The sequence below is a fragment of the Nocardioides sp. TRM66260-LWL genome, assembly GCF_020075545.1.
GTDB lineage: Bacteria > Actinomycetota > Actinomycetes > Propionibacteriales > Nocardioidaceae > Nocardioides.
The window spans coordinates 194,794-205,979 of sequence record NZ_JAIQZK010000005.1; the positions used below are offsets into that span (position 1 = coordinate 194,794).

The window sequence follows — 11,186 nt, forward strand, 5'->3', positions numbered from 1 at the left end:
GCGTGAGGCGATGTCGCGGCCGACGCATCCGAATCGTAGCCGCTCCGCGGTCATGTGTGCTCGGTTCGCCCGGATGAGTGGACGCCTGTTTCCTGGAACGCGGCGGCATGCCCCGGTCGGCGCCCCGCGGCGCTCAGGCCGGGACGGCTCGCGGCAGCAGCACCGAGAAGCGGCAGCCGCCGTCGGCGGGCAGGTTCTCCACGCCGACGCGCCCGTGGTGGGCCTCGACGATCCCCTTGACGATCGCCAGGCCGAGGCCGGCGCCGGTCGGGCCGCCCGGCGTGCCGGCCGCGCTCGGCGTGCGCGCCTGCTCCCCCTGCCAGCCGAGGTCGAAGACCCGCTCGATCTCGTCCTGCCGCAGACCGCCGCAGCCGTCGCTGACCAGCACCTCGACGCCGTCGTCGTGCCGGCGTCCGATCACCTCGACGACGCCGTCGGACGGCGTGTGCCGGATGGCGTTGACCAGCAGGTTGGAGAGCACCCGGGAGAGGCCGGCGGGGTCCGCGGTGACCTCGAGGTCGGCGTCGACGTCGCCGCCGAGCCGGACGTTGCGGGCGCGGGCCAGCGGATCGGCGCCGGCGATCGCCTCGGAGACCAGGTCGCCGAGGGCCAGCGTCGTCGGCGTGAGCCGCAGGACGCCCGCGTGGATGCGGGAGAGCTCGAAGAGGTCGTCGACCATCGCGGCCATCCGGTCGACCTCGACGCGGATCTGGCGGTGGAAGCGTGACGGGTCGGGGGCCAGGCCGTCCTCGAGCGCCTCGGCCATCGCCCGCATGCCGGCCAGCGGCGTGCGCAGGTCGTGGGAGACCCAGGAGACCAGCTCGCGGCGGGACTCCTCCAGCCGCAGCTCGCGCAGCCGGGCCTGCTCGAGGCGGCGCTGGGCCTCGGCCAGCTCGTCGGAGAGCGCGCGCCACTCCCGCGGCCCGGTCGTCACCGCGCCCGGCACCAGGCCGGGACCGAGGGACCGCACCTGGCCCTGGAGCGTGGCCGACCAGCGCGCGAGCGGCCAGCTCATCGCGACGGCCAGGGCCACCGCCATCAGCAGCGACACGGTGCTGACGACCGTCACGACCAGCAGGTCGTGGGAGGAGATGAACATCTGCCACGCGATCGCGAGCGTCCCGGCGTAGCCGCCCAGACCGGCCGCCGCGGCGAGCACGAGCAGCTGCCAGCGCAGCGACCAGGCGCGCGTCGCCCAGGCGACGCCGAGGCCGAGGGCGCCGACGAGTCCGGCGGCGAGCGCGGCGACGCCGACGATCTGGGCGAGGTCGGCGAGGGTCATGCTCGGAGCTCCCATCGGTAGCCGACGCCCCACACGGTGAGGAGCCGGACGGGGCGCGTCGGGTCGGTCTCGACCTTCTCGCGCAGGCGGCGCACGTGCACGGTGACCGTCGAGCGGTCGCCGATCGTCCAGCCCCACACGTGCTGGAGGAGATCCTCGCGCGTGAAGGCGGTGGACGGGTGGGTGACGAGGAAGTGCAGCAGGTCGAACTCGCGGGTGGTGAGCGCGAGCGGCACGTCGTCGAGCGAGGCCAGGCGGCGTCCGGCGTCGACCAGGAGGTCGCCGTCGCGGGTGACGCGCCCGGAGTCGGCGGCCGGGGCGGCCGCGGTGCGGCGCAGCACGCCGTCGACCCGCAGGGCGAGCTCGCGCGGGCTGAACGGCTTGCCGACGTAGTCGTCGGCCCCGAGCTCGAGACCGACGACGCGGTCGGCCTCGCCGCCGAGCGCGGTGAGCATGATGATCGGGACGTCGCGCTCGCGGCGCAGCCGGCGGGTCACCTCGAGCCCGTCGACGCCCGGCAGCATGAGGTCGAGCACCACCAGGTCGGCGGGCCGCTCGGCCATCAGCCGCAGCGCGGTCTCGCCGTCGCCGGCCTCGACGACCTCGTGGTCGTGCGCGCGCAGGTAGGTGGCGAGCACCTCCCGCACGGTCGCGTCGTCGTCGACGACCAGCACCCGCGCCATCAGGGGCGACGCGCTCCGAGCCGGGCGCCGGCGACGCCCGCGAGCGCGGCCAGCCCGGCGACGACCACGACGACGGCCGCGACCCCCAGCAGGCCGGCCGGGTAGTCGCGGTCGAGCAGGGTCCGGTTGCCGGCGTCGTCGCCGGAGCGGGTCAGCACCGCGAAGCCCGTGACGCCGAGCGTGGCGATCACGGTGCCGGCGGCAGCCGCCGCCCGCACCGCCGTCGCCCGGACGCCGCCCGCACCGCCGAGCCGGCCCAGCAGCCAGCCGATGCCGAGGGCGATCGGCGCGAGGACGGCGTCGTGCAGCACGACGGCGATGATCGCCCATCGGCCGACCTCGAGGCTCTGGTCGAGCGTCTGACGATCGAGCAGCAGCCAGGCCGCGTAGGCCATGACGGCGGCGCCGAGCACGATCAGGACCGCCCGCACCCCGGTCTCGGCGCGCATCAGAGCACCTCCACCCGTCCGACCCACTTGGTCTGCAGCGCGCCGGGACGGTTCGGCGCGATCAGTCGCACCGGGTAGCCGTGGTCGAGCGAGAGCGGCTCGCCGTCGAGCTCCATGGCCAGCAGCGTGCGGGGGTCGTCGGCGAAGTCCGGCGGCAGCACGGTCTCGAGGTCAGGTCCGCTGCGCTGCAGCGAGACGACCCGTACCGGGCGTCCGAGCGGCGCGCCCACCTCGTCCAGCAGGGCGCGCAGCGGGACGCCGGTCCAGGTGCCGTCGGCGCTCCAGCCCTCGACGCACGCGATCGGCAGGGTGTGGGTGGCCTGCGGCAGCGCCCGCAGCTGCGCGGCGGAGAAGCGTCGCTCCGCGCCGTCGAGCAGCACGGAGCAGGCGTAGTCGCCGCTGGTCGCGGCCGGCACGACGCCGGCCTGCGCGGCCGTGCGGTTGATCGGGATGCCGCTGCGCCGGGAGCGGGGCGAGAGCGCGGCGATGCGGTTCAGCACGGGCGCGGTGCCGGCGGCGGAGCTCGCGACGACGACCGCCACGCCGGCCGAGATCCAGGTCGTGCGCAGCACGCCGCGCCGGGTGAGGACGCCGGGCTCGACGGCCTCGGGCCGGTCCTCGTCGCTCGCCTCGACGTCGGCGCCGAGCACGCTGCGGATGACCGGCAGCTTCACCGCGATGTGCACGAGGAGGGCGCCGATCACGAGCCAGCCGAGCGCGTAGTGCGTCACCCGGAAGTCGAAGCCCCAGGCGTACCACTGGGCGACGTTCATCAGCCCGAGGCCGAGCTCGAGCAGCGAGCCGGCGACGAGCAGCGCGATCGAGCCGCGCTCGAGCACGCTCAGCAGGGCCTCGCGAGCTCCACGAGGCGGCGCCTGGAACAGCCGCGGGTAGACGGCCCACAGCTTCGCGAGCAGCAGCGGGACGGCGGCGGTGCCGGCCACGACGTGCAGCGTCTGGGTGACCCGGTAGATCCACACGGGGCTGGTCGGGAACGGGATCTCGCCCTGCACAGACGGGATCTGGATCGCGTGGCTGATCAGCCCGGAGACGAAGCAGACCGCGAAGGCCAGGCCGAGCCAGACGCCGATGCGCGCGGCCACCGCCGGGCTGCGCAGGCGGGAGGAGAACGTCGGGGTGGGCAGCGCCGGCACGCGCTCGCGCAGGGTGCTCATCAGGCGGCCTCGGTGAGCACGGCGGCCCAGCGTCCCTCGGCGGTGCGACGGCGCTCCTCGCGCAGACCCGCGTCGGCGGCCATGTCGGGGAGGTCCTCGATCGAGACGATCGCCCAGCCGAAGGCGTCGCTGGCGGCGCAGGCGCACTCCAGCCGGGCGTCGAAGCTGCGCGACGCCGAGCCGGGCGCGGCGGTCTCGACCACGATGCGGCCCCCGGGGCGCAGCATCCGGCGCACCCGGGCGAGCAGCGCGACGGGGTCGCCGCCGATGCCGACGTTGCCGTCGGCGAGGAGCGCGGTCTGCCAGCGGCCCTCGCCGGGCACCCGCTCGAAGACGTCGCGACGCATCGCCGCGCCGCCGCGCAGGCGGGTCTGGCGCACGGCCTCGGGCACGACGTCGATGCCGAGGCTCAGGTGGCCGCGCGCCGCCAGCTCGGTGACCATCCGGCCGGGACCGCAGCCGATGTCGATCGTCGGGCCGACGCACCAGCCGAGCAGCAGCTCGTCGGAGTCGTCGGTGTCGCGGGTCCAGTCGACGACCGGCAGCGCGACCCGCTGGTCGGTGCCGCCGATGGCGAGATGGCAGGGCTCGCCGCGCAGGGCGTGGGCGAAGACCTCCTCTGCGCCGAGCACGCGACGGGCGACGGGCGAGACCGGCCGCCCGCCCGCGCGGGACTGGCCGCCCGGACAGCCGTCCGGGTGGTGGGGGCAGGGCTGGGCGGTCATCGCAGGGCCGCCTCTCCGGCCGGGAGTCCGGCCTCCAGTCGCTCGAGGAGCCGGGCGAAGCGGGTGTCGGGGGCCGCGGCGGCGATCCGCCGGGCGGCGGCGAGGGTGTCGGCGTCCTCCAGGACGGGCGCGGAGCCGACCCGCAGGCCGAGGGCGGCCAGGGCGGCCACGGTGGCCTCGCCCGTGGTGTCCGTCGACATCGGGACGCCGTGCAGCGCACGGCCGTCGCGGCCCGACCGCAGGGCCAGCGCCCACCAGCCGCCGTCGTCAGCGGGCGCGACCACGGCGTCGGCGTCGTCCAGGCCGGCGGCGACGGCGTCGAGCAGGGCCGGGGTGACGTGGGGGGTGTCCATGCCGATCTGCAGGACGGCGCCGTCGACGCGGGCGTGGGCGCGGGCGAGGCGCTCGTCGAGGCCGCCCTCGCCCTGCGGGACGACCCGCCAGCCGTCCAGCGCCTCGACGAGGGCTCCGGCGTGGGGGCCTGCGGCCGGGTCGGCCGGGTCGGCGTCCAGCGCGACGACGCGGCGTCCGGGCGGCGCCCAGGCCGCGACGGCGTCGAGGGTGTCGAGGAGCGCGGCCGCGGCGAGGGCGGCCGCCGCCTCGTGGGCCTGCCCGGACGAGCCGGGCAGGTCGGCGGCGAGGCGGGTCTTGACCCGTCCGGGCACCGGCACCTTGGCCATCACCAGGGCGGTGGGCGCGCTCATGCCAGCACCCGGCCGATGTCGCGGGCGGTGCGCAGGGTGCCCCGCAGGGAGCCGGAGACCTTCGAGCGGGTGCCCGCGGTGCGCGGGTGGTAGGCGACGTCGCGCTCGACGATCCGCCAGCCGGCGCGGGTGGCGCGGTCGAGCAGCTCGACGGGGTAGCCCATGCCGCGGTCCTCGACGCCGAGCGCGAGCAGCCGCTCCCGCTCGCAGACCCGCAGGGGGCCGATGTCGCGCACGCCGACGCCGATGCGGCGGCGCAGCAGTCGCAGGATCATCGCGTTGCCCAGGCGGGCGTGCCAGGGCACCAGCCCGCGGCTGACCGGCACCCGGCGGCCCATCGCCAGGTCGGCCTCGCCGCCGCGCACGAGCGCGAGCAGCGGGGCGACGTCGTCGGGGTCGAGCGAGCCGTCGCCGTCCATCACCGCGACCCAGCGGGTCGTGGCGGCCTCGACGCCGGCGTGCACCGCCGCGCCGTAGCCGCGCGGCGAGGCCTGCACGACGGTGGCGCCGAACGAGCGGGCCACCGCGGCGGTGTCGTCGGTGGAGGCGTTGTCGGCCACCACGACGCGGAGGTCGGCGGGCACCCGCGGCAGGAGCGCCCGCAGCGACGGGCCCTCGTCGAGACAGGGGAGCACCAGCGTGGTCTCGTCCAGCCCGTCGCCGCTCATCGGACGGCCTCGCGCAGCGGCGCGGACGCCAGCGCCGGCAGGCCGGCCTCGGGACGCACGGCCGCGACGAAGCCGAGGTCGCGGCGGGCGGCCTCGGGCGAGGCGACGACGTGCCGGACGTCGCCGATGCGGTGGCCGCCGACGACCTCGGGCGTCAGGCCCCGGGTGCCGGCGATCGCCTCGGCGACCTGCGCGATGGTCACCGGCTGACCGGAGGCGACGTTGTAGGCCGGCGCGTCGCCGGCGGGCAGGTCGCCGACCGCCTCGATCGCCAGCAGGTTGGCGGTGGCGACGTCGTCGACGTGCACGAAGTCGCGCTGCTGACCGCCGTCCTCCAGCACGAGCGGCGGCAGGCCGGCCTCGATCCGCGAGCGGAAGATCGCCGCGACGCCGCAGTAGCTGCTGTCGCGCGGCATGCCGGGCCCGTAGACGTTGTGGTAGCGCAGCGCCATCAGCCGGCTGCCGGTGAGCCGGGCCCACGCGCCGGCGTAGTGCTCCTGCGCGGCCTTGCCGGCGGCGTACCCGCTGCGGGGACGCAGCGGCGCGTCCTCGCCGATCGTGAGCCAGGCGAGGTCCTCGTCGCAGCGGGGGCACGCGTTCTCGTACCGGCCGGCCGCCATCCGCTCCTCCGAGCGGGGTCCGGGCGTCTGCGGGCCGTGGGTGGCGCAGGCGTAGCGGCCCTCGCCGTAGACGACCATCGAGGAGGCCAGCACCAGCCGCTCCACCCCGTGCGCGGCCATCGCGGCGAGCAGCGTGGCGGTCCCGACGTCGTTGTGCGAGGCGTAGAGCGGCAGCTCCGCGGCATCCCGCTCGACGCCCACGACCCCGGCCTGGTGGCACACGACGTCGACGCCGCGCAGCAGCCGCGACCACGCGGCGTCCGGGTCGGCGACGGCGTCGCGGACGTCCAGCCGGTGCGTCCCCGCGGGCGCCGCCGCGTCGCCGTGGGCCTGCTCGAGCATGAGGTCGACGCCGACGACGTCGTGCCCGGCCGCCTCGAGGCGGGCGCGGACGGCGGTGCCGATGAAGCCGGCCGAGCCGGTGAGCAGCACCCTCATCGGCGGCGACGGGGAGAGCAGGGACGGGGTGTCATGCTCCGAACGTGACAGTGCCCGGTGATCGGGACAACCTCCCTTGGGGGTCCGTCACCGATCGGTAAGACCTGTCACCGGGTCGTCGGGCCCGGTGCTTACGGATCGGTGACCCCTCGCCCTCCGCGCTCGCGGGACGCCTCGGACGGGTGGCACCCTCGCGGCATGACGTCCCCCCAGGTCGACGCCCCCCCGGCCACCGCTCCCCGCTCGCGGGGGGTGCTCGTGGCGCGGATCGTGCTCGGCCTGGCCGCCGCGACGCAGGTGGTGCTCACGGCCGTGCTGTTCCGCGACGACGCGAGCGGCGAGCAGCAGCCGCTGGCCTGGGCGCCGTTCGCCGTCGCGGTGATCGCGCTCGCCTGGGCGCGGCTGGGCCGCCGGGCCGTCGCCGGGCTGGTGCTCGGCGTCGCGACGCTGCTGCAGCTGGCCGCGATCAGCGTCCCGCCGCAGACGTCCAACGACGACCTGCGCTACATCTGGGACGGCACCGTGCAGCTCGCCGGCGTGAGCCCGTACCGGCACACGCCGAACGACCCCGCGCTCGAGCGGCTGCACACCCCCGAGCTGTTCCAGGCGTCCGGGGACGGCACCTGCACGCGGCCGACCGGCTGCGCGCGGCTCAACCGGCCCGACGTGCGCACCATCTACCCGCCGGTCGCACAGGGCGCGTTCGTCGGCGTCCGGCTCGTCGACCTGGCCGGGCTGGACGGCCACGGCGGACAGCTGGCCTTCCAGGCGACGGGCGCCGCCGGCGTCCTGCTGCTGACGTTCCTGCTGCTGCGCCGCCAGCGGCTGCGCGGCGAGCCGGCGTGGTGGGCCGCGCTGTGGGCCTGGAGCCCGCTGGTGGTCACCGAGATCGGCAACAACGCGCACATCGACTGGGTCGGCGTCCTCTTCGCCTACGGAGCGCTCGCCGCGTACGCGCTGATGCGGCCGGCCTGGGCGGGCGTGCTGCTCGGCGCCGCGATCGCCACCAAGATCTATCCCGCCCTGATCGGCCCGGCGCTGCTGAAGCGGCACCCCTGGACCGTCATCGGCACCTCCGTCGCCGTCGTCGTGCTCGGCTACGTGCCGCACGTGCTCGCCGTCGGCATGGACGTCATCGGCTACCTCCCCGGCTACCTGGACGAGGAGGGCTACAGCAGCGGCTCGCGGCTCAAGCTCGTCGGCTGGCTGCTGCCCCAGCCGCTCGACACCCTCGTCGGCGCGCTGGTCCTGGTCGCCCTCGCCGCCCTCTGCTGGCGCGTCAGCGACCCCGATCACCCGGAGCGCTCCGCCGTGTGGCTCGTCGGCGGCGCGTTCCTCGTCTTCACCCCGCACTACGGCTGGTACGCCGTGCTGCTGCTCGCGCTCATCGCCATGACCGGCCGCTGGCACTGGCTGCCCGTCGCCGCCGCAGGCACGTTCTCGTACCTCTACCAGGGGGCGTACGTGGGCTACTCCGGCCTCTGGGCGATCGCCGCCGGCCTGACGCTCGTCGGGTGGCTGATCTCCCGGCGGCTCCCGGCGGGCGGACGACCGGTGGTCGAGCCTGTCGAGACCCCGGCACTCGAACGCCCACGGTGACTCGAGGTCGACCACCGATGGTCAGCTCACCGCTTGTCAGTGGTCGCCGTGGCGGTCATGGCACTCGGTGGTTGCCCGCCGTCTCGGTACAGCGGGTGTTCCCCGTTCGCCGCCGCCGGCCTCGTCGTCGTCTCTCTCAGTTGTCCATGGCTGAGGTTCTCAAAAACCTGGTCTGATCTGGGGAAACACTGGCGATCGAACGCGTGTTCGCATAGAATCTGAGCATGCCCTCTCGGACCCCTCGGCTGCTGCGCGACAGCGACGCCCTACGCGCCGCGATGGCTGCGCGGGCTGCTGCCGAGCAAGCGGAGCGAGACGTCTTCATCGCCGCCGCGGACTGGGCCATCGCCCACGTCGCGGGCACTGGTGACGTGGCGGGCTATGTCATCGACACCGGGATGATGCTCCCGCTTGCCGGCCCCGGCGCGCCGGAGGTGCAGGAGCACGCGGTCACCGAGTTCATCACCGCGCTCGGCATGACCCAGCAGGCCGGCTCGTTCTACGTCGGCCACGCCCTCGAGGCGTGCGTGCGGCTCCCGCGAGTCTGGTCCCGCCTGGTGAAGGGCGAGCTCACGGTCTGGCAGGTCCGCCGGATCACCGAGGACACCATCCCCCTCTCCGCCGAGGCAGCCGACCTCGTGGACGCCCGGATCGCCGCGTACGCCCACCAGGTCTCCCGCACCCAGATCTCGAACATCTGCCGGGTCGCGCAGGAGCACGCCGACCCCGGTGACGCGGTCCTGCGGAAGGCCCGCGAAGCAGAGCACCGCTGCTTCGAGGTGTGGATGGGTCAAGCCGGCTTCGACGGCACCATCGACATCTCAGGCCGCCTCGACCAGCCCGACGCCGCCGACCTCGAACGCGCCATCGCAGCGCTCGCCGAGCAGCTCAAGAAGGCCGGCTCCGAGGAGACGCTGAACGTCCGGCGTGCCAAGGCCGCCGGGATGCTCGCCCGTGGCGAGCAGGCGCTTCCGCTCGAGACCGGCGGAGGATCGGAGGGTGCTGCTGCTTCCGCGACGCAGCCCCGGTCGCGGCACCTGACCCTCTACGTGCACCTGTCGGTGGACGCGGTCACCGGTGCGCTGGGCGACGTGGCCCGTTCCGAGGCGTCCCGGTCGCCCCTCGGCATCGACGTCATCAAGGCCTGGTGCCAGACCGTCGGCACCAGCGTCACCGTTCGTCCGATCCTCGACCTGGCCGCGGAGCGCTACAGCGACGCCTACGAGGTGCCCGAGCTCATGCGCGAGCAGATCATCCTCAGGGACCACACCTGCGTCTTCCCCTACTGCCGCAGACCAGCACGGTCCTGCGACGCCGACCACATCGACCCCTGGGAGTCGGGCGGCTCCACCAGCTCGTCGAATCTCGCGCCCCTGTGCCGCAAGCACCACCGCCACAAGACCCACGACGGCTGGCGCTACAAGCCCGCTGGACCCGACCAACCCGGCGTCTACCTCTGGCAGTCACCGAACGGCGTCCGATTCCGACGCGACCGCCACGGCACCACCCTCCTCGACCCACCCCAGCCCGACGGCGGCTGAGCCCCACCGCTACGCGCAACCCCACAGCCCGACATCACCCGGTGATCGGGCTGCCGGCGCGCGCCGTCTACGGCAAGCCCCGCCTACAGCAGCCGCCGCACCCCGGGCTCGCTGGGGAGATCGGCGATCTGGTCGGCGGGCCGACCGTCGAGCGCCCGGGCGCGGACGCCGCGCCGGCCGAGCGGCAGCACCGTGCGTCCGGACGAGGCCTCGAGCTCGAGGGCGAGAGCGGCATAGAGGCTCAGCGCGGCGAGGACGACACCAATCCAGCCGGCCACCTCGAGCCAGGCATGGCTCTGCCGCACCTGCGCGATCCCGGTGACGGCGAACCGCACGGCGCTGGTCGCGACCACGGCCGCCGGGACGATGGCCGCGCGGGCAGCGGCGGCCGGCACCAGGAGGCAGGCACCGGCACCGAGCAGCAGCACCCCGGAGCCGGGGCTGAGCGCACCGGGCGGCGAGGAGAGCGTCACCAGGCACACCCCGGCCCAGGTGCCGCTGAGGACGCCCATGCCGGTGGCGGCGACGGGATCGCGCACCAGGAAGCCGAACGTCGCGGCCAGCAGCTGAAGCGGCACGGTCAGCACGAGCACGCCGAGGGCGACCGCGTGACCCTGGGAGGCGTCGACCCAGCCGAGCTGCACGGCCGCGAACCCGAGCGTGGCGACGCCGAGCGCCAGGAAGCCCAGCGGCAACGGGGTCGCGACGGGCCGGAGCACCACCCGGGTCGGCAGCGGGTGGTCGAGGTCGGAGGACGTGCTCACGATCCCGCCCCGGCCACGACGATCTGCGCGGACGTCTCCTTCACCTGGGCGTTCGTCCACCGCAGCTGCCGCAGCGTCTGCGGATGGCACTCCTGGACGAGCGCCAGCAGCGCGTCGTCGCGCAGCGCCTGCGCCGCCTGGGCCAGCACCTCCCAGTCCAGCGACGCCCCGGCCGCGCACAGGTGCGCGGCCCGCAGGTCGTCGAGCAGCAGCACGGACGCGGCATGGCGCCGTCCGACCAGCTGCGCGGCGCGCTCGGCGAGCCGATCTCGCACCGATGAATCCTCCGCCGGACCCTCCGGATCCAGATCGCGGCCCCAGGCCCCGGCGGCCTCCGCGACCAGCGGGACGTGCCGGCGCGACCACGCCGCGACGTCCCGCGCCACGTGGAACACCTCGTGGTCGTTGGGGTGACGGTGACGCAGATCGTCCAGCGCCCTGATCAGGGCACACTCCGCCGCGTGCACCCGCTCGAGCGCGAGCCCTATCTGCTCGGCATGGCGGTTGCGCAGCACGGCGGCGACACCACTCAACCGAC

The 11,186-nt window shown here is 75.4% G+C and carries 12 protein-coding genes; 2 read left to right on the forward strand and 10 right to left on the reverse strand.

Going from position 1 to position 11,186, the window contains the following annotated elements; all coding sequences use genetic code 11:
- Positions 1–133: 133 nt before the first annotated feature.
- The 8 genes from K8Z61_RS13535 to K8Z61_RS13570 are packed head-to-tail and all read right to left on the reverse strand — an operon-like array spanning position 134 to position 6,744.
- Positions 134–1,282: a sensor histidine kinase KdpD gene (locus tag K8Z61_RS13535; RefSeq protein WP_224130385.1), complete on the reverse strand. Its 1,149-nt coding sequence runs from the start codon at positions 1,280–1,282 to the stop codon at positions 134–136.
- Entirely contained in the window at positions 1,279–1,965 is a 687-nt protein-coding gene (locus K8Z61_RS13540; protein ID WP_224130387.1) for a response regulator transcription factor, read from the reverse strand. The genes K8Z61_RS13535 and K8Z61_RS13540 overlap by 4 nt, the downstream gene beginning before the upstream one ends.
- Positions 1,965–2,414: a hypothetical protein gene (locus K8Z61_RS13545; protein ID WP_224130389.1), complete on the reverse strand. Its 450-nt coding sequence runs from the start codon at positions 2,412–2,414 to the stop codon at positions 1,965–1,967. The genes K8Z61_RS13540 and K8Z61_RS13545 overlap by 1 nt, the downstream gene beginning before the upstream one ends.
- Positions 2,414–3,589, reverse strand: coding sequence for a molybdopterin-dependent oxidoreductase (locus K8Z61_RS13550; protein ID WP_224130391.1), 1,176 nt, complete (start codon positions 3,587–3,589; stop codon positions 2,414–2,416). The genes K8Z61_RS13545 and K8Z61_RS13550 overlap by 1 nt, the downstream gene beginning before the upstream one ends.
- A complete protein-coding gene (locus K8Z61_RS13555) occupies positions 3,589–4,314 on the reverse strand; it encodes a bifunctional 2-polyprenyl-6-hydroxyphenol methylase/3-demethylubiquinol 3-O-methyltransferase UbiG (RefSeq protein WP_224130393.1) in 726 nt (241 codons plus the stop codon). Before K8Z61_RS13555 ends, K8Z61_RS13550 begins: the two co-directional genes overlap by 1 nt.
- Positions 4,311–5,018 (reverse strand): DUF2064 domain-containing protein, encoded by a 708-nt coding sequence (locus tag K8Z61_RS13560; RefSeq protein ID WP_224130395.1) that lies wholly within the window; start codon positions 5,016–5,018, stop codon positions 4,311–4,313. Before K8Z61_RS13560 ends, K8Z61_RS13555 begins: the two co-directional genes overlap by 4 nt.
- A complete protein-coding gene (locus K8Z61_RS13565; protein WP_263431049.1) occupies positions 5,015–5,686 on the reverse strand; it encodes a glycosyltransferase family 2 protein in 672 nt (223 codons plus the stop codon). Before K8Z61_RS13565 ends, K8Z61_RS13560 begins: the two co-directional genes overlap by 4 nt.
- Positions 5,683–6,744, reverse strand: coding sequence for an NAD(P)-dependent oxidoreductase (locus K8Z61_RS13570; protein WP_224130397.1), 1,062 nt, complete (start codon positions 6,742–6,744; stop codon positions 5,683–5,685). The genes K8Z61_RS13565 and K8Z61_RS13570 overlap by 4 nt, the downstream gene beginning before the upstream one ends.
- 198 nt (positions 6,745–6,942) lie before the next feature.
- Between K8Z61_RS13570 and K8Z61_RS13575 the strand changes: the two genes are divergently transcribed.
- Both K8Z61_RS13575 and K8Z61_RS13580 read left to right on the forward strand, forming a co-directional pair.
- Positions 6,943–8,343 (forward strand): glycosyltransferase family 87 protein, encoded by a 1,401-nt coding sequence (locus K8Z61_RS13575; RefSeq protein ID WP_224130399.1) that lies wholly within the window; start codon positions 6,943–6,945, stop codon positions 8,341–8,343.
- A gap of 224 nt (positions 8,344–8,567) precedes the next feature.
- A complete protein-coding gene (locus tag K8Z61_RS13580; protein WP_224130401.1) occupies positions 8,568–9,884 on the forward strand; it encodes an HNH endonuclease signature motif containing protein in 1,317 nt (438 codons plus the stop codon).
- 83 nt (positions 9,885–9,967) lie between these two features.
- On the opposite strand, the gene K8Z61_RS13585 is transcribed toward K8Z61_RS13580, so the two are convergent.
- Both K8Z61_RS13585 and K8Z61_RS13590 read right to left on the reverse strand, forming a co-directional pair.
- Positions 9,968–10,648, reverse strand: coding sequence for a hypothetical protein (locus K8Z61_RS13585; protein ID WP_224130403.1), 681 nt, complete (start codon positions 10,646–10,648; stop codon positions 9,968–9,970).
- Positions 10,645–11,163 carry a hypothetical protein gene (locus K8Z61_RS13590; RefSeq protein ID WP_224130405.1) on the reverse strand — a complete coding sequence of 173 codons (519 nt, stop codon included), beginning with the start codon at positions 11,161–11,163 and terminating at the stop codon, positions 10,645–10,647. The genes K8Z61_RS13585 and K8Z61_RS13590 overlap by 4 nt, the downstream gene beginning before the upstream one ends.
- Positions 11,164–11,186: the final 23 nt, after the last annotated feature.